The sequence below is a fragment of the Herbidospora mongoliensis genome (genome assembly GCF_001570545.1).
In the GTDB taxonomy this organism is placed as follows: Bacteria; Actinomycetota; Actinomycetes; order Streptosporangiales; family Streptosporangiaceae; genus Herbidospora; species Herbidospora mongoliensis.
Genome location: NZ_BBXD01000025.1, coordinates 1 through 24,870 on the forward strand (window position 1 = coordinate 1; position 24,870 = coordinate 24,870).

Below are 24,870 nucleotides of genomic sequence, written 5' to 3' on the forward strand. Positions count from 1 at the left end.
CCCCGATCCGCGCCTGCCGCAAAAGCGCCCGCCGTTACGAGCATCCCGCACCTGGCGACATGATCCACCTGGACGTCAAGAAGCTCGGCCGCATCCCCGACGGCGGCGGCCACCGCGTCCACGGCCGCGCCGACTCCGCACGCGGCCGGGGCATCGGCTACGACTACCTGCACACCGCCATCGACGACCACACCCGCCTGGCCTACATCGAAGCCCTGACCGACGAGAAAGGCGTCACCTGCGCCGCCTTCCTCACCAGGGCCGCGGCCTACTTCGCCGCCCGCGGGATCACCCGCATCCACCGGGTGATGACCGACAACGCCAAGAACTACCGTGTCAGCCACGCCTTCCAGCAGGCCTGCGCAGCCTTGGGCGCCCGCCAGAAGTTCACCCGCCCGCACTGCCCCTGGACCAACGGCAAAGCCGAGCGTCTCAACCGCACCATGGCCACCGAATGGGCCTACCGGCAGGCTTACGTCAGCAACCAGCACCGCACCCAAGCCCTCAGCCCCTGGCTGGAGCACTACAACACCACACGCCCGCACTCAGCCCTCGGCGGCCGACCGCCCATCAGCCGACTGTCACCAAGTCCATGACCAAGTACATCTAGTTCTCAGTACGTCCGAAGCGCCGCTCCCTCGATGGGGGCGGCGCTTCGCCGTTCCGGCCGAGCAAGTCCTACTCTGAGCGCTTCTTGCGGGGCGCGGCCGATCGGGGTGGCAGGGCGCGCATGTGGTCGCGTACCCGGGTCATGATCGTGCCCAGGGTCTCCACGTCGGCGTCGGCGAGCGATGCGAACAGCATGTCCCGGACGCCCTCCGCGTGGCCGGGAAGGACGCGTGCCACCAGGTCACGTCCCTTGTCGGTGATCGCGACCTGAACCGCCCGCTCGTCACCCGGGCTGGGGCCGCGCTCGATGAGGCCCGCCTTCTCCAGGAGGCCCGCCTGGTAGGTCAGTCCGCTGCGGCTGTAGACGACGCCATCGGCCAGCTCTGTCATGGTCAGCGCGCCGGGGGCGTGGGCGAGCCGGGCCAGCAGCTGGAACTGCACGGCGCTGAGGCCGCCCTCGTCGCGGAGCTGCTGCTCGACGTGGTGCTGAAGAAGGCTCACGGCCTCCGTGAGGACGAAGTACGTGTTGAGCTGCCGGGCGTCGAGCGTCACCCGCCCCACGGTACCGGCCTCCACGCGATGTGACGGAGGTCACATCGCTCTCCGGGATTGCTTTGAACTCGAAGCAAGTTATTCAAATTCGAAGCAACTATCCGAGGAGAAACCATGAAGGCAATCCGCTTCCACCGGTACGGCGACAGCGACGTCCTCACCCACGAGGAGGCCGACCGCCCGGCGGCCGGGCCCGGCCAGGTCGTGGTCAAGGTCGCCGGCACCTCGTTCAACCCGGTGGACGCCGCCATCCGCGCCGGATACCTGCGCGAGGTGTTCCCCGTCACCTTCCCGGGCATCCCGGGCATCGACGTGTCCGGGACCGTCGCGGAGATCGGCGCCGACGTCACCGGCTGGGCCGAGGGCGACCCGGTCGTGGCGGTCCTGCCCATGACGACCGCAGGTGCGACAGCCGAGTACGTGGCCGTCCAGGCCGATCTCCTGGTCCCCGCGCCCCGCTCGGTCGACCTGGCCGACGCGGCGGCGCTCCCGGCCGTGGGCCTGACCGCGTACCAGGCCCTGTTCGACCACGCGGCCCTCACGGCCGGTCACACCGTCCTCGTCAACGGCGCGGGCGGCGCCGTCGGCGGGTACGCCGTGCAACTCGCCACCGCTCACGGCGCCACCGTGACCGCCACGGCCGCCCCGCGCTCCGCCACCCGCATCCGCGGCTACGGCGCCACCGACGTGATCGACTACACCCGCACCCCGCTCCCCGAAGCGGCGGCGGGCCGCCGCTTCGACGTGGTGCTCAACCTGGTCCCCACCACCCCCGACGAGACCGCCGCCCTGACGGACCTGGTGGCCGACGAAGGCGCACTCGTCAGCACCACCGGCCCCGTCCCGGAAAGCCCCGGACGCGGCGTCCGCGCGATGCGCATGTTCCTCCGAGCCGACGCCACCCAGCTCGCCGCCCTCGCGACCCGGGTCGACGCGGGCACCCTGGCGATCCACGTCGCCGCCCGCCGCCCCCTGACCGACCTGCCCGCCGTCCACGACGAGGCGGTCACCGGCCGCCTGCCCGGCAAGACCATCCTGTTCCCCGCCTGAGCCGGACGCCGTGAAAGCGCCCGGCTCATAGCCGGGCGCTGTCAGGTGCAGGAGGTGGAGGCCGGGTAAGGCGGGCCCGGCCGATCGCGTGGGTCGGTCAGACGGCGGCGTGGAGCCAGCGGACCGGGGCGCCCTCGCCGGCGTAGCGGAAGGACTCCAGTTCCTCGTCCCACTGCTTGCCGAGGAGCTTGTCGAGCTCGTCCTCGAGCACCGCCCGGCCCTGGGCGGCCATGAGCATGACGTTCCGGAGGCGGTCCTCCGGGATCATGATGTCGCCGTTGGCGCCGATGGTCGCGGTGAAGGCACCCAGGGCAGGGGTGTACGCATGGCGCGCCCCGTCGCTGCCCTGGGATGGATCTTCGGTGATCTCGAAGCGGATGCGCTGCCACCCCATCAGCGATGAGGTGATCTTGGCGGCGACGCCAGCGGGCCCCTCCCATTCGGCCTGGGCGCGCAGGGCGCCAGGCGCAGCGGGCTGGGGCGTCCACGTCAGGTCGACGGGAACGCCAAGAATGCCTGCGACGGCCCACTCGATGTGTGGGCACAGCGCAGGCTGAGCCGAGTGGACGTACAGGACGCCACGTGCAGCAGCCACCGGACCTCCCGATTCGTACGAGGTACGCCTTCCCCAACGGCCTCATACTGGGATGATCACTAGTGACTCTAGGAGAGACTACCGTCCGTCGCGGCGGGCCGCCAGAGGAGGGTCATACCGATTCCCGCTGAGCCACCGAGCGAATCGGGCTCACCCCCGGGCGTAAATCGCCGCGATCACGGAAGTTGGCGACCCTTCCGGATTTCCCTGATCTCACCGGGCTCCGCCGGACACCATGGCTAGAGTTGCTCACGCAACGCTCCTCTGTCAGCACAGTGAGTAAGTCTGGTGCGGAAAGGGTCAGTGACGCGTGCTTTTCGAGGTTCACGATGAATCGATCCCCCTCGATCTGCTCGACGACCACGCGTGGTCCGAGTTGGTCGCCTGCTTCGACAGCCGAATGTGGGCCGTGGCGCGGGCGGCGGGTCTGGGGGCGGCCGACGCGGCGGACGCCGTACAGGGGGCGTGGCTCCGGCTGGTCGAGAGCGTCGACCGCATCCGCGACCCGCAGGCGATCGGGGCGTGGCTGATGACCACGACCCGGCGCGAGGCGCTCCGCCTCGGCCGCAAGGCCGGCCAGGAGTTCCCGACCGACCCGCCTGACCTGTACGAACATCCCACGCTCCTGACGCCCGACCCGACGACGGAGATCGTCGACGCCGACTACGGGCGCACCCTGTGGTCGCGCGTGTCCCGGCTCGACGAGCCCTGCCGGACCATGCTCCGGCTCTTCGCCCTCAATCCAGACGCGCGGTACGCGCAGGTCGCGTCCCGCATGCAGATCCCCGTCGGCAGCGTCGGACCGACCAAGATCAGATGTTCGGCCAAGCTCCGGACCCTGCTCGCGGAGGACCCCCTTGAGTGCTGACGACACCGCACTGGAGACCTACCTCCTCGCGGCGATGCGCCTGGCCGCCCACGCCGACCCGCCCCCCGCGCGGCTGTCCGCCGACGCGATGGCCGCCCTGTCCATGCGCCTGCCCGGCAGCGTGGTGGCAACCCCGGCCGACCTGACCGCGGCCTCCGGCGCCCGATCTGATGGAAAGCCCCAGATGCACCGCTTCGCGGCCGGCGAGACGACCCTCGACGTGGAGACGACCATCACCGAAGGCCGCCTGGAGATCGCCGGACAGGTGAGCCCCCCGCCAACCCCCGACGCGTATGTCGAGGTCCGCACCCCGCACCTGACGAAGGTCCGGGTACCGTCCTCCGACGGCCAGTTCGCGGTGACCGGCCTGCCGCCCGGCTGGGTGAGCGTGGCCTACCACCGGCCGAGCGGCCCCCCGGTGGTCACCCGCTGGCTGCGTGTCCGCGCCTGAGCCCTACGGCCCGTTCGCAGCGGCTCGGCGCGCCGACATCCTGGCGGCGTTCGACGTCCATCTGGCCGCCGAGGATTCGCTGTACGAGTCCCCCGACCGCCTGGCCGTCACCCGCGCCGCCTTCGCCTCAGCACTCGTCGGAGCCCGCCTGCCGGGCGAGGCCCGCATGCTCCTGGAACTCGCCCTCCCCGACCTGACCTGGGCCAGACCGGGCACCCCCACGGCAGCGGCCCGCCTCCTCCTGGCGACCGTCGAACTGCTGACCGGCGACGTCCGTCGGGCCGAGGACACGGCGTCGACGGCTCTGGGAGAGTTCCGGCTGCTCGGACAGGTGGCCTGGGAGCAGAGGGCCCTCGACGTGAAGCTGCGCGCCCGGCTGACCCAAGCGGTCGAGACCGGCCTCGACGAGGGCCTCCTCGCCGAATGCACGGCCGGGGCGGATGGGCTGGAGGCGGCGGGCCGACACTCGGAGGCAGACGAGCTACGACTCTTCGTGGTCTCTACAGTCGTGCGCCAAAACGGTCGCGGGACGACCGATTCGTCCGGAGTCCCGGGGCCCATGACGAACCCGATTCCGGACCGCGGGACGCACACAATTCAAGGTCACATGGCGAACGCGATTCTGAAGTCGGTGGTGGCCAACACCACCTCATCGACCCCGCTGGACCTGTCGAAGGTCCATCGGATCCTGGACCAGGTTCAGGGTGGGTCCGGGTGCGCAAGTTCGCGGCTGCATGCGGAGGCGTTACGGAGGTGGGCCAGTGGCGATCTCACGGAAGCGCTCGAGGTAGCCCAGCAGGGATTCTCCGAGTCACTTCAGGACATGTCGCGACTTGCCTCGGCGGAGTCTGAGCCTGAAGTCCGGCAACAGGCCGAGGCATCGGCTGGGCATCTCGTGGCGGACACCGTCCCAGACGCGGAGCATCCCCCCACGATTCCCCTCTGCGAAGGTCAGCGTCTCCCGCGACCTCTTGGAATGACAGGCTCCAGCGTTGCCACAGACACGGTTCCCGGCTGGGAAGGATTTACAGGTCGCCCGTTCCCGACTTCGGCGTCGGGTGGCGACGTGAGGGACGCGTCCACGGCGAAGCCGCTCTCTGATGAGCGGTGGCGGGTTTCGCGGGTCGCTGAAGAGATCGCGGTGCTGGGGTTGGAGCTGGCGATCGGGATGGGGCGGGCCGAGAAGGTGCTGCTGTGGTCGGAGCGGTGGCGGGCGCTCGTCAGTGGTACGGAGCCGGTGGCCGAGCGGCCGGAAGTGCTGGTGCAGCTTGTACACGACCAAGACGCCCTCCACGCCGTGGTCGCCCACCACGACCGGGTCTCCCTGCACGGCCTGGGGTCGCTGTCGTCGATCACCGAGGCCATGGTCCGGATCCGCTACAACCTGCGCCGGCGGAACCTCCGCGACACCCGCCCGGAAGGTGAGGAAGGGCTCTCACCAGGCCTCCTCAGAGAACTGGCCGCACTCGACGACGTGCTGATCCGCCCACTCGAACTGCCCACGGGCGCCGTCAGCGTGGTCCCCACGGCGGCGCTGCACTCGTTGCCCTGGTCACTGCTCCCGTCGCTACGCGGCCAACCGGTGTCGGTCGCGCCTTCGGCCGCGATGGCCGTCGCGGGCCGGGAGGTCGACGGCCCCGTGGTGGCGCTGGCCGGGCCCGATCTGGCTCATGCGGACGACGAGGTGGCGGCGGTTGTGGGCGTACACGAGAAGGGGGAACAGGTCCCCGCCACGCGAGACGCTCTCCTGGAGGCTCTCGGACGGGCCGGGATCGTGCACATCGCCGCGCACGGCATCTTCTCCGGACGGCGGCCGATGATGTCGAGCATCCTCCTGGACGACGGCCCGCTGCTGGTGCACGAGTTCTTCCGCCTCGCCAGAGTGCCGCCGCTCGTGGTCCTGTCCGCCTGTGACGCGGGGATGGCCTCGGCGCCCGCCGACGGGGCGGCGTTCGGTCTGGCGGGGGCCTTCCTCGATCGAGGCGCGCGAACCGTGGTCGCGGGCATCGTCCCGGTCAGAGACGACGAGGCGGCTCGGCTGATGGTGGAGTTCCATCGGTTGCTGGCCCGGGGACAGTCCCCGGCTCAGGCGCTCGCCCGAGCGGCGGTCGCGACCGACGTACCGGGATTCGCCTGTTTCGGCACGGGATAGCACCCCGGTCAGCCTGGCGGAAGTTCCAGAGCGGCGAACACGGCCTTGTGGTCGGTGTCCGGGAGGACGTGGACGGCGAAGGCGTGGACCGCAGTGCGCTCGTCGACCATGACATGGTCGAGGGTCACGGGCGGGATGGGGAGCAGCCCGTGGAATCTGCGCGGGATGACCGGCCAGGTCGTCTCCAGCCCGTCTCCGGTCACGTCGGCCGCATCGCGATAGCCGGAGTCCAGGAGGTCACGCATCCTGGCGTGGTCGAGAGTGGCGTTGAAGTCACCGGCCAGGATCCTGGCCGGACCGCCGGTCCTGGACAGGGCGGTGAGCCCCTCGGCCCAGCACGAGTGAGAGGCCGCCCGGTAAGGCGCGCACGGGTGCACGGAGACCACTTCCACAGGCGCGCCTTCGACGTCCAACCGGCCGATGACCTGGCCGAAGCCGCCGAAGTCGAGCAGACCGACGCGAGTCGCCGGGAACCGCGAGTAGATTCCGGATCCGCCCGTTCCCGGGCGAGCCTCCAGCACCTTGTGCGGCAGCAGCGCGTCGATACCCGCCTGCTCCATCCTCGCCACAGCCGCCGGGGTGAGCTCCTGAAAGGCCACCACGTCGGCCCGTGTCTCACGAATGAGCCCGACGATCCGATCAGCGGGCACCCCGCCGACCAGCACGTTCATCGACAGAACCCGGACGTGCGGCCCACCGCCTCCGGGCGGGTCCTCCCCCAGCGCCCGGGGCAGCACCAGCACCGCCAAGATCACACACACCACGAGGGCAGCCGCGGCGGCCGCCCACCGGCGAAACACCAGGGCCACTCCGAGAGCGAGCGGCGACGACAAAGCCACATACGGCGTGAACGCCACCAGTTGCACCCAGAAGAACGCCACATCACCGGGGACGAGACGGAGCCCCACCCAGACCGCGAACCCCGCGACGATCAGCCAGACCGCCGCGGTCACCCACCCACGCCGCTTGGGTCTTGAGGGCGCCGTCGCCGCCGTATCGATCACTATGGCCGAAAGCGTTCTCAAGCCACCGGGCGGTTGGGATTCGTGATCCATTCGGACCATGAACCGGCGTACAGAGACGCTTTGATGCCTGCCGACTCCAGCGCCAGCACCTCATGCGCCGCCGTCACGCCGCTGCCGCAGTAGGCCCCCACCGGCACGCCCTCCACGGCCCCCAGCGTGTTGAACCGCTCCCGGAGGAACTCCGGCCGGTGGAACCGCCCGCCGGGCTCCAGGTTCTCGGTCGTCGGCGCGTTCACCGCGCCCGGAATATGCCCGGCCACCGGGTCGACCGGCTCGACCTCACCCCGGTAACGCTCAGGAGCGCGAGCGTCGAGCAGGAGCCCGTCGTCGGCCAGGATCGCCGCCTGGTCGGCGTTGATCAGGGCCATCCCACCCGGCCGGGCGGTGAAGTCGCCGGGCGCCACGACAGGAGCGTCCTTGGACAGTTCCCCCGCCCAAGCACCCAGGCCACCGTCGAGCACCCGGACATCACGGTGCCCGAAGTAGCGCAGACACCACCACGCCCGAGCCGCGGCCAGCGCGTTCCAGTCGTCGTAGACGACAACCGGGCGTCCGTCGGAAACGCCGAGCCCCCGCATGGCGGCCTCGAAGTCGGCGGCAGCCGGCAGCGGATGACGGCCACCGCTCCCGGCGGGAGCCGCGAGCACGGTGTCGAGGTCGCAGTAGACGGCCCCGGGAAGGTGCCCGAGAGCGAACTCGGACGGTCCGGGCGGCCCGCCCAGACGCCAGCGCACGTCGAGGAGAGTCACCTCGCCCAGCGTCGAGGCCAGGTCGTCAGCACTGATCAGAGGGCTCATCGGCGGATCTCCAAGAAGGGCACGTTCTGCTCTGCGGGCGTGAGTGACCCGTGGTGGCCGATCATCGACCACTCCAGCGGCTCTGCCCCGGCGGAGGCGATCACACACCCGCCCCCGGTCACGACGACCACGTCGCCGATGCGGCCGAGCAGCTCGGGGTTGACCGGCCCGAACCAGCCGGAGTCGATCGCCTCCTCCCGGGAGGCGACCTGGGCCCGCTCACCGAGCACCGCACGCCACGCCTGAAGGACGGAGTCGGTGGAGCCGGGAAGGGTGTAGAGGTGCCGCCCCCGGGGGTCGCCCCCGAACAGCGCGATTCCCTCGGTCAGTTCGGGATGCAGGTCGAGGTCGATCTTGTCGGTCGCGTTGATCATGCCGTGGTCGGCGGTCACGTAGAGCACGCCACCGGGAGGCAGCGCACCGGCGAGCCGTTCGGCCAGGCCGTCGACGATGGCGAGCTGGTCGAGCCACTCGGGCGACCCCCACCCCATCATGTGGCCCATCGAGTCGAGATGACCGTAATAGCAGGTCACATAGGCCTTCGGGGTCGCGCGCAGCGCGGCGTGCACGCCCTCGACGCGTTCGTCGAGGGTGTCGGCCGGGACGTAACGGACACCCCGGTAGACCGCCTGCGTGAGCCCGGTGCCGTCGAAGACGGCGGGCGCCACATAGGAGGACGCCACGTCGAGGTGGGCCAGCCGCTGGAACACGGTGTCGAGGGGCTGCCAGGTGTCAGGGGCGATCGGCGGGCCGTCGGTCGTCCAGCGCAGGCAGTTGAGGAGTCGTCCCTCGCCGGGCACGGCCACCTGGATGCCGAGCATCCCGTGGTGGCCGGACAGGACGCCGGTGCCGATGGTCGCCAGGCTGACGGGAGTCGACGAGGGGAAGCCGGCCGTCAGCACCCGGGCGAGCGCGGAAGACAGGAACGGCGCCCGGGAGGGGTGTGCGGCCAGCAGGTCGGCCCCTAACCCGTCGACGATGAACAGGCACACCTTGTCGGCCGGGTCGAGCCCGAGAGCGCCGCCGCCGGTTCCGTCGAAGGTGGCGTAGACGGAACCGGCTATGTCGGCGAGGGTGGCCATCAGAGGGCCGTCGCCTCCGAGAGGGCGCCCGCGAAGGCCAGCACGTGGCGCACGGCCTCGGGGCCGTCGGCGGCCTCGCTGACCCGCAGCTGGAGGTCGTCGGCGGTGATCGAGCCGGTGTAGCCGTGGTCGGCCTCGCAGTTCTCGTCGCCGCAGGTGGCGGGTTCGAGGTCCACGTGAGAGATGGCGCCCCAGCCGATCGTGAGCGTGACCTCGCTGGGGGCGACGCCGGGCGAGTATTTGGCCGGGTCGGGAACGAGGCGGGTGAGCGCGACCGACTGGACCCGGCTCAGCCGGACCGCCTCGGTGGTCGTGGAGGCGTGGGAGGCAGGATTCCCCTCAGCGGGCGGATGCTCGTCGGTGTGGCAGACGAGCAACCGGGTGGGCGACAGCACCAGGACCGTGACATGGCGACGGACCTCCATCGCCGGGTCGAACGTGGCCTCATGATGGACGACGTAGGCGCTGACGCTCTCTTTGCCCAGGGCGGAATCGACGGCGTCGGCGACCAGGTCGGGGTAGTAGCCACTTCGGTCGATGGCCTCGCGCAGACCTGCAGCCGAGACTCGAGTATCCCTCATGGGACCATCCTGCCCTGTCAAGCACCCTGATTTCACCGGGGTGATTTCACTGGTCTGTCAGGAGGGAAGCCGCCGGGGACCCACGTCGGGCCGCGGCCCGGTGACGGCCTCCAGCACCATCCGCGCCCCCAGCACGTGCACCCCGCTCTCAGCCACCAGCACGGGATCGAGCCGCAGCGTCGTGACCTGCGGATGCGCGTCGGCCAGCCGTCCGATCCGGCACAGCAGATCCTCCAGGGCGTCCACCGCGACGGGCGGATATCCGTGCTCGCCGAACAGCAGCGGCGCCGCTTTGGGGGTGCGGACCAGCCCGGCGGCGTCTTCCGCTGTCAGCGGAGCGAGCCGATAGGCGTCGTCGGCGAGCAGCCGGGCGGCGATCTCGCCCAGCCCGAAGGACACCACGCCCCCGAAATCGCGGTCCTGAACCGAGGTGATCACGGTCGGCACCGCGGGCTGGGGCGCCATCCGCTGGACCGCCAGCCGGGGGCCGAGAACTTCTCTGAGGTCTGTGTACGCCTTCGCCACCGCGCCCCCGTCCGACAGAGCGAGGCGGACCGTCCCGGCGCGACCGATGCCGTTCCACTTGACCACGACGGGATAACCCAGCCGTTCGGCCGCCGCGACCGCCTCCTCGGGCGACTCCACGACCTCACACGGCCAGACCTCGACGCCATAGGAGGCGAGCAGATCGGTGGCGTCGATCTCGACGGGCTCCTCGGTGGCCCCGCAGGCGATCTCCCTGGCGCCGACCACGTCGATCCTGTCAAGCACGGGGATCGTGCCCTCGTCGCGGCGTCGCCACTGCGCATGACGTACAGCCAGAGCGAGGGCCCGGACCGCCTCCTCCGGCGCCGGATACGACGGGATCGAACCCCGTGCGGGACCTTCTCCCGGCGCGCGCAGCGCGGCCGGGACGCCCGCCTCTCCCCTGAAGGTGGCCAGCACCGGCTTGCCGCTCTCCCCCGCGACCCGCAGCAACTCGGCCGCGACCTCGGCGTCGGGGCCGGGCACGGGCGGCATGTAGACCACCACCGCGGCGTCGACCTCGGGGATCAGCCCGGAGAGCCCGTCGGCGAAGGCGTTGGCGTCGGCGCGGGCGCCGAGGTCGACGGTGGTCGGCGTGAGGCCCGCGTTGACGCACGCGTGCGCGGCCAGCCGGGCCAGCGCGTCGGAGTTGCTGACGATCCCGACCCGGGGCCCCTCGGGGAGGGGCTGGCAGGCGAGGAGCTGGGCGACGTCGAAGAGCTGGGTGAGGTCGTCGACGCGGATCACGCCGGCCTGCTCGAACAGCGACGAGACCGCGCTGTCGGGCAGTCCGAGCTCGGCGGCCTGCGACTTGACCGCCACGATGGGCTTGGTGCGGGAGATCCGGCGGGCCAGGCGGGTGAACTTGCGCGGGTTGCCCATCGGCTCCAGATAAAGGAGGACGACCTCGGTCGCGGGGTCCTCCTCCCAGTACTGGAGCAGGTCGTTCCCGGACACGTCGGCCCGGTTCCCGGCGGAGACGAAGGTCGAGATGCCGAGCCCCCGCTGATCGACGCGGTGCAGCAGGGCGGTCCCCAGCGCGCCCGACTGGCTGAAGAAGCCGATGCGCCCGCGCGCGGGCAGCCGCTGCGCCAGGGTCGCGTTGAGCTTGATCGACCGGTCGGTGTTGGCGATGCCGAGGCAGTTGGGCCCGACGACCCGCATGCCGTAGGCGCGGGAGATCCGCACCAGTTCCTGCTCGCGCCGGAGCCCTTCCTCGCCGGTCTCGGCGAAGCCGCTGGAGACCACGACCAGGCCCTTGACACCCTTCTGCGCGCACTCCTCGACGACGTCCAGCACGCTCTCGGCCGGGACGGCCACGACCGCCAGGTCCACCTCGCCGTCGATCGCGCTCACGTTCTTGTACGCCCGCACCCCCGCGACCGCCCGCACCTCCCGGTGCACCGGGTAGACCGGCCCGGTGAACTCGGCCCGCAGCAGGTTGCGCAGCACCGTCTGCCCGATGCCGCCCGGCTCCCTGCTGGCCCCGATGACCACGACCGACTCGGGCTTGAGCAGCCGCTCGATCGACCGTGCCTCGGCCCGGTGCTCCCGGCCGGTCATCGCGTCCACCGAATCGGGGGTGCTCGCCAGGTCGAGCGTCATCCGGACGACGCCGTCCTCGAAGGTGCTCTGCGCCGTGTAACCGGCCTGCCGGAACATCTGGGTCATCCGGTGGTTGGCGGGCAGCACGTCGGCGATGAAGGTCCGGATCCCGCGCTCCCTGGCGGCGGCGCGCAGGTGCTCGAGAAGCACCGACGCCATTCCCCGGCCCTGGTGGGCGTCCTCGACGAGAAAGGCCACCTCGGCGTGGTCGGCGGGCTTCACTCTGTCATAACGAACGACCGCCACCATTTCGGTTCCGATGGTGGCGATCAACGCCAGTCGGTCGTTGTAGTCGACTGTTGTGAAGCGTGTCACTTCCCGTTCTGACAAGCGGGGTCGGGGACCGAAGAAACGAAAGTAGATGGACTGGTCAGAGAGGCGGGAGTAGAAGGACCGCAACTGTTCGGCGTCGTCGGGGTGAATAGGCCGCAGGTGAGCGGTGCCGCCGTCGGAAAGGACGACGTCGGCCTCCCAGTGGGCGGGATACGGTGCTTCCACCATTCGAGGGTATCTGTGCGCAATCGCGGTGGTTGGGCAACGGATGTGCATCGACTGTGTACGAGTGTCCGCCTCACCCCCCACGGAGCTTGCGGAAGCTGTTAAGTTTTGCGGGGTCAGCGTCGATTTGCAGGGGCAAGGTGGTGACATCATGACGCGGGTCGTCGTGGTGGGCGATCTCATGACCGACGCGGTCGCCCGCGCCAGGTTCCCACTCGCCCGGGCTAGCGACACCCCGGCCGTGGTGACCATGCATGGTGGTGGTTCAGGGGCGAACGTCGCGTCCTGGCTCGCTGTGGAAGGTTCCGAGGTCGCCTTCATCGGGCGGCGCGGCGCCGACATCACCGGCCGAAACCGCGACATGGAACTGATGGGCTACGGCGTCGACGCCCGGCTCGTCATGGACCCCGAGCGCCCCACGGGCACGTGTGTGGTCCTGGTGACCCACAAGGGTGAGCGCACGATGCTCTCCGACCCGGGCGCCAACGCGGCCCTGTCGCCGGAAGATCTGCCCCGTGACCTGTTCACACAGGGCAGCCACCTGCACATGTCGGGTTACACCCTGATCTGCGAGGGCTCTCGCGACGCGGCGCTCGCCGCTCTCGATCTGGCCCGCCGCGCCAACATGTCGATCTCGGTCGACTGCGCCTCCTCGGCTCCGGTCGAGCGCACCGGCGCCGAACCCTTCCTGGAGTGGACGCACGGCGCCAAGCTGCTGTTCGCCAACGCCGACCAGGCCAAGGTCCTGACCGGCCGCGACGACCCCGAGGCCGCCGCCAAGGTGCTGACCGCGTGGTTCCCACAGGTCGTCATCAAGTGCAATGCCGACGGCGCGCTCTGGTACAGCAACAACCGGTCCGAGGCCGTCAAGGTCCCGGCCGAGCAGGTCGAGCGGGTCGTCGACGGCACCGGCGCGGGTGACGCGTTCGCCGCCGGGTTCCTGCCGAGCTGGCTCGACGGCAAGCAGCCGGCCGACGCCCTGTCCGCCGGCAACGCGCTGGCCGCCAAGTGCCTGGTCAACCTGGGCGCCCGGCCCCGCCTCTAGCCGAAAGTACGCCCGGTTGCCGGCCCATCGGACGATGGGGCCGGAGCCGTTGGCGGGATGTGGCGAGAGGCCTTTGATCGCGACGATCTGAGGCATGACCGTCAGGCGCCAATGGGCGCTCCCCACCGGGCTCGTCCTCCTCGGCCTGGTTCCCGCACTCGGCGGGGCCATCCGGCTCGAAGACCTCTCCTCAGGTGGGCCCGTCACGCCGGAGAACGTCCGGTTCTTCGACATGCCGTCGCCGGTGATCGCCCACATCTTCGCCGCGCTGATCTACAGCCTGCTGGGCGCTTTCCAGTTCGTCCCGTCGCTGCGGTCACGGCCGTGGCATCGGCGGGCGGGGCGGGTGCTGCTGCCGGCCGGACTCGTGGTGGCCCTCAGCGGGATCTGGATGACGCTCTGGTACGACGTGCCCGACATCGACAGCGGGTTCGCGATCGTCGGGTTGCGGCTGGCAACCGGTGGCGCGATGGCCCTGGCGCTCGTGCTGGGGTTCCTGGCGGTCCGCCGCAGAGACTTCACCACACACCGCGCCTGGATGATCCGCGCCTACGCGCTGGCCATGGGTGCCGGAACCCAGGTCTTCACCCATCTGCCCTTCGTGTTCACCGGCGCCGTCCCCGACGCGACCGGGCGCACGATCGCGATGGCCGCCGGGTGGGCGATCAACATCGCCGTCGCCGAGTGGGCTATCCGGCGTGCCGCATCCGGCCCGTCTCGTAGGCCCACATCGCTATCTCGACCCGGTTCCGGGCGCCGAGTTTCGCCATGAGGCTGGCGACGTGGGTCTTCACCGTGCTGACCGAGATGTGCAGCACGTCGGCGATCTCGTTGTTGGTGTGGCCCCGGGCGACGGCGGCGAGGATCTGCTCCTCCCGGTCGGTCAGCGCCTCGATCGGCGCGACCGGGTCGGCGGTGCCGGCGAAGGCGTGCAGCAGCCGGGCGGTCACACTGGGCGCGATCAACGCGTCGCCCTCGGCGGCGGCCCTGATGGCCTGAGAGAGCAGCGCCGACCCGGCGTCCTTCAGCAGGAAGCCACGGGCTCCCGCTCTCAGGGCGGCGTGGACGTATTCGTCCAGATCGAAGGTCGTGATGACGACCACGGCCACCTCGCCGGACAGCTCACGGGTCGCCTCGATGCCGTTCATGCCGGGCATCCGGATGTCGAGCAGGCAGACGTCGGGCTTCAGCCGGCGGGCCAGTTCGACCGCGCGGCGGCCGTCGGCGGCCTCTCCCACGACCTCGATGTCGTCCTGGGCCTCCAGGATCATCACCAGGCCGGTGCGGACGATCTCCTGATCGTCGGCCACGATCACGCGAATGGTCATGCGGTCCTCGGGAGCACGGCGGTGACGGTCCAGCCACGGCCTGGGGCGGGGCCCGCCTCGCAGGTGCCGCCGAGAAGGGTGGCCCGTTCGGCCATGCCGAGCAGACCATAACCCGTCGCGCCCGGCGCCGTCGCCTCCCCGTCGTCGGTCACCCTCAGCCTGATCTCGGCGGCTTCGGCCGTGACCATGACGTGGATGCGGGTGGCGTGACGGGCGTGCCGTCGGGCGTTGGTGACCGACTCCTGGGCCAGCCGGAAGATCGCGGCACCGGTCGAAGGCATGATTTCCCCGACATCGCCGTGGATCTCCACCTCCACCGGCACCCCGGAGCCCTTCTGGAGTTCCACCAGGTCGGCGACACCGCGAGCCGGATCGAGCTCGGCGGGCTGCCGCAGCACCCGGACCATGGTCCGCATCTCGGCCAGCGCCCGGGACGCCTCCGCCTCGATGACCTTCAGGGCCTCCACGGCCGCATCCGGATCCTTCGGCGCACGGGCCAGGCCCGCCTGGGCGCGGATCGCCATCGCCGACACGTGGTGGGCGACGGTGTCGTGCAGGTCGCGGGCCAGCCGTTCGCGTTCGAGCAGCTTCACCTGGTCGCGTTCACGCTGCTGGAACCGGGCCCGGAACCGGATCGCGATCCCGGCGAGCAGCGCCATCGACACCACGGCGAAGGCCCCGACGAGATCGGTGAGCCCCGTCATCGAGAGGGCGACGTTGCCCAGGACGACCGCCGCCCCCGCCAGGATCTCCCGCCCCGACCCCCACCGGCTCAGACTGTAGGGCAGGATCAGCATGAACACGGCGGTGTAGGTGTCGGGATCCCCGCCCATGACGAACCGCGCCACGAGCGTGGCGCCGAAGGCGATCACGACCACCCGCAGGGGATGCGACCGCCGCCACCACAGCGTCGGCACCAGCGCGAGCGTCAGCGCCACCGCCGACCAGGGCAGTTCCGGCCGCAGCACCCCTTCGAGCACCGCGACCGGGACCAGCAGGCCGATCAGCGCGTAGTCACGCCAGACCCTTCGAGGGGCGCCGGGGGGACGGGGCTCGTTCCACACGCCGTCATGGTACGAGCTCGCACTCGACGCCAGAAGCACTGCCGTTTCCCAGCGTCACCGTGCCCGCTCTGCCCAGCGCCTCGATCGTGTACGTCCCCTTGAAGCCCTTCAACGAGAGCCGGCCCTCGTCATCGGTCCGCATCGTCGTCTCCGGCAGCCACCACTCGTCCCTGACCAGGTTCCGCAGGGCGTGATAGGAGGGCTTGAGACTGCCGTCGGCCCTGATGAAGCCGCCCGGCGCGCCCAGCCACTCGCCGTCCTGGATCCCCCAGTAGGTGATCCCCCGGACGGCGGGATGGCCCACCAGGGTCCGGTAGTGCCGGACGATCTCGTCGGCCTGGCGCTCCTCCCCTTCCGGCGTGCTGGGCCAGTCGTCGATCTGGTAGTCGTTCAGGTCGACGATCTCCGGAGGCATCAGGTGGCCGGACAGGATGGTCGTCTCGGTGAAATGGATCGGCAGGCCGTACCGGGAGAAGCGGTCGAGGACCTCAAGGGTGCGCTCCTCACCCCAGTAGCCCTGGTGCATGTGGCTCTGCAGGCCGAGCGCGTCGATGCGGACGCCCGCCTCCAGCACGCCCTCGATGAGGCACTCGTAGGCGGCCGACATGTCGAAGTCGTTCAGCAGCAGCGTGGCGCGGGGGTTGGCGCGCCGGGCCGCGTCGAAGACCAGCCGGACCATGGGGATCCGGCCGATGTCGCGGCACAGGTGGGTGATGCCGTTGTCGTACTTGTCGAAGATCGGCATGATGACGACCTCGTTGATGACGTCCCACATGTCGATCACCCCGGCGAAGCCGGTGACCTCGCGGGTGATGCGTTCCACCTGCGCGGCGGCGATCTCGCCGTTGTTGAGGTCGAGCAGCCAGTCGGGGGCGAGGGTGTGCCAGGCCAGCGGGTGACCCTTGACGACGCAGCCCCGGTCCTTGAAGAACCGGGCCATCTCGGTCAGCTTCTCGGTCTGCGGGTTGTCGCGTTCGCCCTCGAACTGGCCCCAGTAGAAGGGCAGCGTGGCGAAGTTGAACAGCCCGAACCACTGGTCGGCCAGCGGGATGTCGCGTTCGAATCCGGTGCAGCCGAAGAGGAACTCGTGATCGGTCTGCCTTACGAGAACGTCCTGGCCGGCGACCGGTGCTCGGTCGGCGGTGACGGTGATGAGGGCGTCCGCGACGCGGTGGGAGGGAAGCACCCCTCCCCTATACCTACGTAGCGGTCGCCAACACCAGGGGGAGCACTTGTGGTGCGCCCGCGTGCCGAATTTGTGCGGCGGCGAGCGTGAGCGTCCAGCCGGTGTCGGCGCGGTCGTCGACGAGCAGCACCGGACCCCCGGCTTCGGCGATCTTGGCGCCGAGTTCGCGCGGCATCGCCAGGGTGGCCCTGATCGCCTGGACCCGCTGGTTGCTGTTGAACTGCCTGCCGGGAGTGCCGTTGCGGTAGCCGAGTTCGCCCAGGTAGGTGAGACGGCCGACCTGGGAGAGGCGCTCGGCGAGGCTGCGCACGAGCTGGGGTTTCCCTACGGAGGGAACGCTCACGACGGCGACCGGCCGCTGCTCCCAGCCCCAGTGCTTGAGCACCTCGACCACGGCTGCGAAGACATCGTCCGGTACGACTTGGTCAGGCCCCGCGAACAACTCTCTGAGACGTGCTCCCCACCCGATGTCGGTGAGGCGTCCGAGCGCGCGGCCGGTGCCTGCGGCGAGTTCCGGCTTGATGCGGCCCTTGAGCTCGTCGAGGCCGGTCGGCCACTGGCGTCGGGGTTCGACGTCGATGCCGGGCCTGATCAGGCGTTCGTGGGCGCTCTTCACCGCGGTCTCGGCGACGCTCGCGTCCCACCGGGAGTCTGTGCAGTTGTCGCAACGGCCACAGGGGGTGGCGGTGTCGTCGTCGAGGTGGCGGCGCAGGAACATCTCGCGGCAGTCGGTGGTGGTGAGGTAGGCGAGCATGGCCTCCTGCTCGGCGGTGCGTTCGGCGGCGACGCGCTTGTAACGGTCGGCGTCATAGGCCCATTCCTCGCCGGTCGACTCCCAGCCGCCCTTCACCCGGCGGACCGCGCCGTCGACGTCGAGGACCTTGAGCATCATCTCCAGCCTGTTGCGGCTGAGGTCGACGCGGCTTTCGAGCGCGGCCGTCGAGAGCATCTGGTCCTGCAGCGCAGTCAGGGCGGCCCGGACCTGGTTCTCCGGCGGGAAGGCCAGCGAACCGAAGTAGGCCCAGATGTCGCGGTCTTCGGTGCCGGGAAGAAGGATGACCTCGGCCCGCGCCACGCCTCGCCCGGCGCGGCCGACCTGCTGGTAGTAGGCGACCGGCGACGGCGGCGCCCCGACGTGCACGACGAACCCCAGGTCGGGCTTGTCGAAGCCCATCCCGAGCGCCGAGGTGGCGACGAGCGCCTTGACCCGGTTGGCCAGCAGGTCGTCTTCGGCGGCGAGGCGTTCGGAGGTCTCGGTCTGCCCCGAGTAGGCCACCACCGGGAACCCCTGGTCGCGCAGGTAGGCGGCGATCTCGGACGCGGCGGCCACGGTCAGCGTGTAGATGATCCCCGAACCCGGCAGTTCCTTGAGCGCGGTCGCCAGCCACGCCAGCCGCTTCTCGGGCCCGCCGGGCTGTACCACCGAGAGCCGCAGGCTGTCGCGTTCGAGCGGCCCCCGGAGGACGAGCGCGTCGCCGAGCTGCTCGGCGACGTCCCGCGTCACCCGCGCGTTGGCGGTCGCGGTCGTGGCCAGCACCGGCACGCCGGGCGGCAGCTCTTCGAGGAGGGTGCGCAGCCGCCGGTAGTCGGGCCGGAAGTCGTGGCCCCAGTCGGAGATGCAGTGGGCCTCGTCGACCACCACGAGCCCGGCCGACTCGGCCAGCTCGGGCAGCACCTGGTCGCGGAACTCGGGGTTGTTCAGCCGTTCCGGGCTGACCAGCAGAACGTCGACCGTGCCCTCGGCGACCTGGCCGTAGATCTTCTCCCAGTCGCCCGGGTTGACCGAGTTCACGCTGACGGCGTGGATCCCGGCCCGCTCGGCGGCGGCGATCTGGTTGCGCATCAGCGCCAGCAACGGCGAGATGATCACCGTCGGCCCCTCGCCGAGCTCGCGCAGCAGCGCGGTGGCGATGAAGTAGACCGCCGACTTGCCCCAGCCGGTGCGCTGCACCACCAGCGTGCGCCGACGGTCGAGGACCAGGGACTTGATGGCGGTCCACTGGTCGTCACGCAGGGTCGCATGGTCGCCGGCGAGCGCCCTCAGGCGTTCTTCCGCCTCCTCGCGCAGCATCTCCTCTTCGCTCACGGTGTCCTTAGTACCAGTAATCTCCGGGTGTGGACGTCACCACGTGGTACCTGCAACAGACCTCTGTCACCGATCTGCGCCCCGCCCGGCCCCCTCGCGAGGAGGTGGCGATCGTCCAGGCGGAGATTCCTTCGGCCGATTTCCATCGATTCCTCTATTCGGCCGTCGGGTCGGACTGGCAGTGGACCGACCGGCGTGAGTGGACCGACGAGCAGTGGCTCGGGTGGCTGGCGGGCGGCGTCGAGACCTGGGTGGCCTACCTGCACGGAACCCCCGCGGGCTATATCGCCCTGGAGCAGCAGGGCTCTGACGTGGAGATCGCCTATTTCGGGCTGCTGCCCTTCGCGATCGGGAAGGGCATCGGCGGTCACCTCCTGCACTTCGGGATCGCCAGGGCCTGGCAGCTGGCGTCGTCCCGGGTGTGGGTGCACACCTGTTCTCTCGACTCTCCGATCGCCCGGGGGAACTACGAGGCCAGGGGATTCCGCCTGTACAAGACGGAAGTCTCGAAGGTCTGAGTCGCGGGTGCCGGTGCGGACCGGCAAAATGTTCGACATGGCCCGACGAACGACCAGCCCCCCGCCCGACGAGGACTTCGAGGAGCGGATCGTCGACATCGACGTGTCCGCGGAGATGCGCACCAGTTTTCTGGAATACGCCTACAGCGTCATCTACCAGCGCGCCCTCCCCGACGCCCGTGACGGGCTGAAGCCCGTACAGCGCCGCATCCTCTACTCGATGAACGACATGGGGCTGCGCCCCGACCGGGGACACGTGAAGTGCTCCCGCGTCGTGGGCGAAGTCATGGGCAAGCTCCACCCCCATGGCGACGGCGCGATCTACGACGCGCTGGTCCGCCAGGCCCAGCCGTTCTCGATGCGGCTGCCCCTGGTCGACGGCCACGGCAACTTCGGCTCGCCCGACGACCTGCCGGCCGCCATGCGGTACACCGAGGCCCGCCTGTCCGAGGCGGCGATGCTGATGGTGCAGTCGATCGACGAGGACACGGTCGACTTCAAGCCCAACTACGACGGCCAGGAGACCGAGCCCTCGGTCCTGGGGTCGGCGTTCCCCAACCTGCTGGTCAACGGCTCGACCGGCATCGCGGTCGGCATGGCGACCAACATGGCCCCCCACAACCTGGTCGAGGTCGTGGCCGCCGCGCGGCACCTGCTGAAGCACCCCGACGCGACGCTCACCGACCTGATGAACTTCATCCCGGGCCCCGACCTGCCGACCGGCGGCTACATCAACGGCCTGGGCGGCATCCACGACGCCTACCGCACCGGCCGCGGCACCTTCAAGATGCGGGCCACCGCCGCGATCGAGAACGTCACGCCCCGCCGCAAGGGCCTGGTCATCACCGCGCTGCCCTACAACGTCGGTCCCGAGCGGGTGGTCACCAAGATCAAGGAACTGGTGAACGCCAAGAAGCTGACCGGCATCGCCGACCTGAAAGACCTCACCGACCGGCACAAGGGCCTGCAGCTGGTCATCGAGATCAAGAACGGCTTCAACCCCGAGGCGGTGCTCGAGGAGCTCTATCGGCTGACCCCGATGGAGGAGACCTTCGGTATCAACAACGTGGCCCTGGTCGACGGCCAGCCCCGCACCCTCGGCCTGCGCGAACTCCTCACCGTCTACGTCGACCACCGCATCGACGTCGTCCGCCGCCGGTCGCTCTACCGGCGGCGCAAGCGCGAGGAACGGCTCCACCTGGTCGAGGGCCTGATCGTCGCCCTGCTGAACATCGACCAGGTCATCCAGGTCATCCGGACCTCCGAAGACTCGGCGGCGGCCCGCACGGGCCTGATGGACACCTTCTCGCTGAGCGAGATCCAGGCCAACTACATCCTCGACACCCCCCTGCGCCGCCTGACCCGCTACGACAACCTGGAGCTCGACAAGGAGAAGGAGACCCTGACCCGCGAGATCGCGGAACTCAGCGAGATCCTCGCCTCCGACCTGAAGCTCCGCAAGGTCGTCTCCGACGAGCTGGCCCAGGTCGCCAAGACCTACGGCACCCCCCGGCGCACGGTCCTGCTGGAGGGCGGCGTGGCCGCGACGGCGGCCGTCCCGCTCGAGGTCGCCGACGACCCGTGCCTGGTCCTGCTCTCCTCCACCGGCCTGCTGGCCCGCACCGCCGACGCCTCGCCGCTGCCCGGCGCGGGCGAGCGCACCGTCCACGACGTGCTCATATCGGCGGTCCGCTCGACGGTCCGCGGTGAGATCGGGGTGGTGACCTCGCTCGGCCGCCTGATCCGGGTGTCGGTCGTCGACCTGCCGATCCTGCCCGGGTCCAAGAACCCGCCCTCGCTGGCGGGCGGCCACCCGGTGGCCGAATACGTCTCGCTGGCAGCCGACGAGACCGTCGTGGGCATCGGCTCCCTCGACCCCGACGGCCCCGGCCTGGCGCTCGGCACCGAACAGGGCGTGGTGAAGCGGGTCGTGCCCGACTATCCGGCCAATCGCGACGAGTTCGAGGTCATCGGCCTGAAGGACGGCGACGTCGTGATCGGCGCCGTCGAGCTCACCTCGGAAGACCACGACCTGGTGTTCATCACCTCCGACGCCCAGCTGCTGCGCTACCCCGCGACCAGCGTCCGCCCGCAGGGCCGCCCGGCCGGCGGCATGGCCGGCATCCGCATCGAGCCCGGCGCCAAGGTCATCTGGTTCGGCGCGCTCGACCCGGCCCGCGAGTCGTGCGTGGTGACCATCGCCGGCTCGTCGACCGCCCTGCCCGGCACCCAGATCGGCGGCGGCAAGATCTCCGACTTCGCCGAGTTCCCCGCGAAGGGCCGCGCCACCGGCGGCGTCCGCGCCCAGCGCTTCCTCAAGGGCGAAGACGTGCTCCTGCTGGCCTGGGCCGGCCCCAGCCCCGCGAAGGCGGTGTCGTCGGTCGGCAAGCCGGTGCCGCTCCCCGACGAGATCGGCCGCCGCGACGGCTCGGGGGTGCGCCTGACCCACACGGTCTCGGCCATCGGCGGCGCGCTCTGACCTCCGAAGAAACCCCGGCGCCCTCTCTGCGGGCGCCGGGGTTTTCCGGTCTCAGGAGAGCTTCGCCGTGCAGGCGTCGGCGAGGTCCTGCCTGCCGTGGTCGAGGGCGTCGAGGCGGTCGTCCCAGAGGCGGCGGTAGGGCGCCAGCCATTCGTCGAGGGCCGCCAGCGGACGGGGCTCGATGCGGTAGATGCGCTGCTGCGCCGCCGTACGGGACGAGACCAGCCCGGCCTCCCGGAGCACCTTGAGATGCTTCGAGACGGCGGGCTGGCCCATCGACAGCTCCCGCACGAGCTCTCCGACACTGCTCTCCGACCGGCGCAACCGGTCGAGGATGCGGCGCCTGGCCGGCTCGGCGAGTACTACGAACACGTCCACCTGCCTATATTCCCCTGAAGGAATATAAGGCGTCAATCGCAGAGGCAGAACGGGTGACCCGCCGGGTCGAGATAGACGACGAAGCCCTTCTCGTCGCCCGGCTGGTGGTGGTGCTTGACCGCGCCCAGCGCGACGACCTGTTTCCCGGCCTCCACCAGGTCCTCGACGACGACGTCGAGGTGGGCCTGCTGGGGGTGGTCGGGCTGCGGCCACACCGGCGGGACGTAGTCGGCGGCGTACTGGAACGCGAGCTGCACCGGGCCGCCGTCACCGACCGTGACCCAGTCGGTGTCGTCTTTCACGATCTCCCAGCCGAGGAGTTCCTTGTAGAAGCCGGCGAGGGCCTTGGGGTCGGGGCAGTCGTACACGAACGAGTGGAGGGTGGCGATGGCCATGGACGTCTCTCGCTTTCCCGTATGAAGTAACCGGTGAAGAACGTATACCGGTGTCGCCGGTTATGCCAGGCAATATCCCCGCCCTGCCCCGGACATCCCGATGCTCACCGCCCCCGCGCCGTCACAGCCCGACCTCAAGGGCGCCACCCAACCCCCGAGGCTGCCCACGCCAGTCCTCCAGCCGCCTCGGCTGACACCGGCGGTCCGCCCTATCGCGCCAGCGCGGCCAGGAGGTGTGCGGGGTCGCCGCCGGACCACTCCGCCAGCAACTGGGCCTCACGGTCGCCCGGCTCGAACCCGTCGGGCTTCAACATCCCCGTCTCACACAGCGCGACGATCACCGGGTCGTCCTCCGGGAGCGTGTCCACGTAACAGGCCGCATCGATCAGAGCGAGGGCCAGACGGGCGTTGCGGCCCTCATCCGACGGCTCCACGCGGTCGAGGCGACGGCGGGCGTGGGCGCGAAGATGGTCGGAGAGGGGCGCGGTGGTGCTCATGTTCTCGGATCTCCTCAAACGGTCGGCGACTTTACGTCACGGATAATTACCTAGGGTGACAGAAGTTCAGAGGTCCTTCACCGCATTGGTAGACCCCGGGAAAGGTCACGAAAGCGGTTTGCGGGAACATTCCGTACATGAACGGTGCCTTCGACGACCTCCTGGTCGCCAATGAGACGTATTCCGCCACGTTCACGGGTTCCGGCCTGACCGGTACGGCCGCCCGGGGCCTGGCCGTCGTCACGTGTATGGACTCACGCATCGACCCCCTCGGCCTGCTGGGCCTCCAGCCCGGCGACGCCAAGATCCTCCGGAACGCGGGCGCCCGCGTGACCGACGACGTGCTGCGCACCCTCGTCGTCGCCGTGTTCGTCCTGGGTGTCAACCGGGTGCTCGTGATGCCGCACACCGACTGCGGCATGACGAAGGTCACCGACGACGACATCCACGACCTGGCCAGGACACAGGGCGTCGACACCCGCAGCCTCGATTTCCACACCGTCCCCGACCAGAACGCGGCCCTGCGGCACGACCTCATCCGCATCCGGACCAGCCCGTTCCTCGACGGCGTGGTGGCCGTCGGCGGCGCGATCTACGATGTGCGGACCGGGAAGCTCACCCCGATCGAAGAACTCCGGAGAAACGCCGCCGCATGATCGTGCTCAACCAGGTCCTCCGCTTCAAGGAGGACTACATCCGCTCCCAGGCCGACGATGTCCAGGAGCACCCGTTCGGCTTCACCGTGCGCAATTTCCGCTACGCCGCGTCACACCACCACAACAAGGTGGTGATCACCGGCCCGGCCGACGCACGAGACATCCTGGCCCTGGCCGACCAAGCCCTCGGCGAGGCCGGCCACCGGCTGGTGGAGATCCACCACGAGCCGACGGCGGCAGCGGTGGCCGGGGCACTGGCCGAAGCGGGCTACAGCCACGAGACCAACGTCCTGATGCTCCACCAGGGCGACACACCGCCCCGGGAACCCCAGGTGGTCCCCGTGACCCTGGAAGACCTCCACGAGGTCGTGAGAGCCTCCTGGGCCGCCGAATACCCCCAGATCGCCCCTGAGGACCTCGACCAGCTCACCGAGCGCCGAGGCGTCCTCCTCCAGGACGGCTACGACGTCACCTTCCTGGCGGTCCGCGACGGAGGGACGATCGTCTGCCACGGCGACCTCTACGTCCAACCGGCCACGGGCCTGGCCCAGATCGAAGACCTGGTGACCCACCCCGACCACCAGCGCCGAGGCCACGCCCGCGCCCTGGTGAGAGAGGCGATCCACCGCGCCGGCGGCCTGACCGTGTTCATGGAGGCCGACCAGGACGACTGGCCCAAGGACTTCTACGGCCGCCTGGGCTTCACCACCATCGGCCGGACCAACCACTTCCGCAAGTTCCTCTGACGCCCGAGGCGTCGCCTGGCCCGCACCCCCCACATCCCAGGGGCGGGCCGACAAGCCTCATGCGCACGATCCTGATCAGCGGATGAGGCGCGACTTCCAGGA

25 protein-coding genes are annotated in these 24,870 nt (G+C 70.2%); 11 read left to right on the forward strand and 14 right to left on the reverse strand.

Annotation, left to right across the window (positions count from 1 at the left end; translation table 11 throughout):
• Window positions 1–596: integrase core domain-containing protein (locus AW272_RS35400; protein ID WP_157519088.1), on the forward strand; the 596-nt coding region annotated here is incomplete at its 5' end.
• Window positions 597–678: 82 nt separating this feature from the next.
• Here AW272_RS35400 and AW272_RS35405 read toward each other — a convergent pair.
• The gene (locus AW272_RS35405; protein WP_066374602.1) at window positions 679–1,161 is read right to left on the reverse strand and encodes a MarR family winged helix-turn-helix transcriptional regulator; all 483 of its coding nucleotides are present in this window, start codon (window positions 1,159–1,161) and stop codon (window positions 679–681) included.
• A 114-nt stretch (window positions 1,162–1,275) separates the two neighbouring features.
• On the opposite strand from AW272_RS35405, the gene AW272_RS35410 reads away from it, so the two are divergent.
• Window positions 1,276–2,211: an NADP-dependent oxidoreductase gene (locus AW272_RS35410; RefSeq protein WP_066374369.1), complete on the forward strand. Its 936-nt coding sequence runs from the start codon at window positions 1,276–1,278 to the stop codon at window positions 2,209–2,211.
• Window positions 2,212–2,308: 97 nt separating this feature from the next.
• Here the strand turns inward: AW272_RS35410 and AW272_RS35415 are convergent, their stop codons facing one another.
• Entirely contained in the window at window positions 2,309–2,806 is a 498-nt protein-coding gene (locus tag AW272_RS35415) for a DUF3145 domain-containing protein (protein WP_066374370.1), read from the reverse strand.
• Window positions 2,807–3,116: 310 nt separating this feature from the next.
• Here AW272_RS35415 and AW272_RS35420 point away from each other — a divergent pair, with 310 nt between their 5' ends.
• The 3 genes from AW272_RS35420 to AW272_RS35430 are packed head-to-tail and all read left to right on the forward strand — an operon-like array spanning window position 3,117 to window position 6,277.
• Window positions 3,117–3,674 (forward strand): RNA polymerase sigma factor, encoded by a 558-nt coding sequence (locus tag AW272_RS35420; protein ID WP_245657889.1) that lies wholly within the window; start codon window positions 3,117–3,119, stop codon window positions 3,672–3,674.
• The gene (locus tag AW272_RS35425) at window positions 3,664–4,125 is read left to right on the forward strand and encodes a hypothetical protein (RefSeq protein WP_245657890.1); all 462 of its coding nucleotides are present in this window, start codon (window positions 3,664–3,666) and stop codon (window positions 4,123–4,125) included. Before AW272_RS35420 ends, AW272_RS35425 begins: the two co-directional genes overlap by 11 nt.
• Window positions 4,112–6,277 (forward strand): CHAT domain-containing protein, encoded by a 2,166-nt coding sequence (locus AW272_RS35430; RefSeq protein WP_066374371.1) that lies wholly within the window; start codon window positions 4,112–4,114, stop codon window positions 6,275–6,277. Before AW272_RS35425 ends, AW272_RS35430 begins: the two co-directional genes overlap by 14 nt.
• 8 nt (window positions 6,278–6,285) lie before the next feature.
• Here the strand turns inward: AW272_RS35430 and AW272_RS35435 are convergent, their stop codons facing one another.
• The 5 genes from AW272_RS35435 to AW272_RS35455 form a co-directional block, all read right to left on the reverse strand.
• A complete protein-coding gene (locus AW272_RS35435) occupies window positions 6,286–7,230 on the reverse strand; it encodes an endonuclease/exonuclease/phosphatase family protein (protein WP_066374373.1) in 945 nt (314 codons plus the stop codon).
• 68 nt (window positions 7,231–7,298) lie between these two features.
• A complete protein-coding gene (locus AW272_RS35440) occupies window positions 7,299–8,099 on the reverse strand; it encodes a sulfurtransferase (protein ID WP_066374375.1) in 801 nt (266 codons plus the stop codon).
• Complete coding sequence (locus AW272_RS35445) at window positions 8,096–9,181, reverse strand: alkaline phosphatase family protein (RefSeq protein ID WP_066374377.1); 1,086 nt, start codon at window positions 9,179–9,181, stop codon at window positions 8,096–8,098. Before AW272_RS35445 ends, AW272_RS35440 begins: the two co-directional genes overlap by 4 nt.
• Entirely contained in the window at window positions 9,181–9,762 is a 582-nt protein-coding gene (locus AW272_RS35450; RefSeq protein WP_066374379.1) for a DUF5998 family protein, read from the reverse strand. Before AW272_RS35450 ends, AW272_RS35445 begins: the two co-directional genes overlap by 1 nt.
• A gap of 57 nt (window positions 9,763–9,819) precedes the next feature.
• Window positions 9,820–12,393, reverse strand: a complete 2,574-nt coding sequence (locus AW272_RS35455) for a bifunctional acetate--CoA ligase family protein/GNAT family N-acetyltransferase (RefSeq protein ID WP_066374380.1) — start codon at window positions 12,391–12,393, stop codon at window positions 9,820–9,822.
• Window positions 12,394–12,541: 148 nt separating this feature from the next.
• On the opposite strand from AW272_RS35455, the gene AW272_RS35460 reads away from it, so the two are divergent.
• On the forward strand, window positions 12,542–13,435 hold the full coding sequence (locus AW272_RS35460) for a carbohydrate kinase family protein (protein ID WP_066374381.1): 894 nt from the start codon (window positions 12,542–12,544) through the stop codon (window positions 13,433–13,435).
• Window positions 13,436–13,529: 94 nt separating this feature from the next.
• Window positions 13,530–14,207, forward strand: a complete 678-nt coding sequence (locus tag AW272_RS35465; RefSeq protein WP_066374382.1) for a DUF2306 domain-containing protein — start codon at window positions 13,530–13,532, stop codon at window positions 14,205–14,207.
• Here the strand turns inward: AW272_RS35465 and AW272_RS35470 are convergent.
• The 4 genes from AW272_RS35470 to AW272_RS35485 are packed head-to-tail and all read right to left on the reverse strand — an operon-like array spanning window position 14,125 to window position 19,084.
• A complete protein-coding gene (locus tag AW272_RS35470; RefSeq protein ID WP_066374384.1) occupies window positions 14,125–14,763 on the reverse strand; it encodes a response regulator in 639 nt (212 codons plus the stop codon). The genes AW272_RS35465 and AW272_RS35470 overlap by 83 nt on opposite strands.
• A complete protein-coding gene (locus AW272_RS35475; RefSeq protein ID WP_083959032.1) occupies window positions 14,760–15,827 on the reverse strand; it encodes a sensor histidine kinase in 1,068 nt (355 codons plus the stop codon). The genes AW272_RS35470 and AW272_RS35475 overlap by 4 nt, the downstream gene beginning before the upstream one ends.
• 4 nt (window positions 15,828–15,831) lie before the next feature.
• A complete protein-coding gene (locus AW272_RS35480; RefSeq protein WP_066374387.1) occupies window positions 15,832–17,013 on the reverse strand; it encodes an endo-1,4-beta-xylanase in 1,182 nt (393 codons plus the stop codon).
• 13 nt (window positions 17,014–17,026) lie between these two features.
• The gene (locus AW272_RS35485) at window positions 17,027–19,084 is read right to left on the reverse strand and encodes a RecQ family ATP-dependent DNA helicase (protein WP_066374609.1); all 2,058 of its coding nucleotides are present in this window, start codon (window positions 19,082–19,084) and stop codon (window positions 17,027–17,029) included.
• A 44-nt stretch (window positions 19,085–19,128) separates the two neighbouring features.
• Here AW272_RS35485 and AW272_RS35490 point away from each other — a divergent pair, with 44 nt between their 5' ends.
• Window positions 19,129–19,617: a GNAT family N-acetyltransferase gene (locus AW272_RS35490; protein ID WP_066374388.1), complete on the forward strand. Its 489-nt coding sequence runs from the start codon at window positions 19,129–19,131 to the stop codon at window positions 19,615–19,617.
• A gap of 37 nt (window positions 19,618–19,654) precedes the next feature.
• On the forward strand, window positions 19,655–22,096 hold the full coding sequence (locus AW272_RS35495) for a DNA gyrase/topoisomerase IV subunit A (protein ID WP_066374611.1): 2,442 nt from the start codon (window positions 19,655–19,657) through the stop codon (window positions 22,094–22,096).
• A gap of 51 nt (window positions 22,097–22,147) precedes the next feature.
• Here the strand turns inward: AW272_RS35495 and AW272_RS35500 are convergent, their stop codons facing one another.
• From AW272_RS35500 to AW272_RS35510, 3 genes are all read right to left on the reverse strand, one after another.
• On the reverse strand, window positions 22,148–22,474 hold the full coding sequence (locus AW272_RS35500; RefSeq protein ID WP_066374392.1) for an ArsR/SmtB family transcription factor: 327 nt from the start codon (window positions 22,472–22,474) through the stop codon (window positions 22,148–22,150).
• Between the two features lie 32 nt (window positions 22,475–22,506).
• On the reverse strand, window positions 22,507–22,869 hold the full coding sequence (locus AW272_RS35505) for a VOC family protein (RefSeq protein WP_066374394.1): 363 nt from the start codon (window positions 22,867–22,869) through the stop codon (window positions 22,507–22,509).
• A 209-nt stretch (window positions 22,870–23,078) separates the two neighbouring features.
• A complete protein-coding gene (locus tag AW272_RS35510) occupies window positions 23,079–23,366 on the reverse strand; it encodes a hypothetical protein (RefSeq protein ID WP_066374397.1) in 288 nt (95 codons plus the stop codon).
• A 137-nt stretch (window positions 23,367–23,503) separates the two neighbouring features.
• On the opposite strand from AW272_RS35510, the gene AW272_RS35515 reads away from it, so the two are divergent.
• Both AW272_RS35515 and AW272_RS35520 read left to right on the forward strand, forming a co-directional pair.
• Window positions 23,504–24,022: a beta-class carbonic anhydrase gene (locus AW272_RS35515; protein ID WP_066374399.1), complete on the forward strand. Its 519-nt coding sequence runs from the start codon at window positions 23,504–23,506 to the stop codon at window positions 24,020–24,022.
• Complete coding sequence (locus tag AW272_RS35520) at window positions 24,019–24,768, forward strand: GNAT family N-acetyltransferase (RefSeq protein WP_066374400.1); 750 nt, start codon at window positions 24,019–24,021, stop codon at window positions 24,766–24,768. Before AW272_RS35515 ends, AW272_RS35520 begins: the two co-directional genes overlap by 4 nt.
• Window positions 24,769–24,870: the final 102 nt, after the last annotated feature.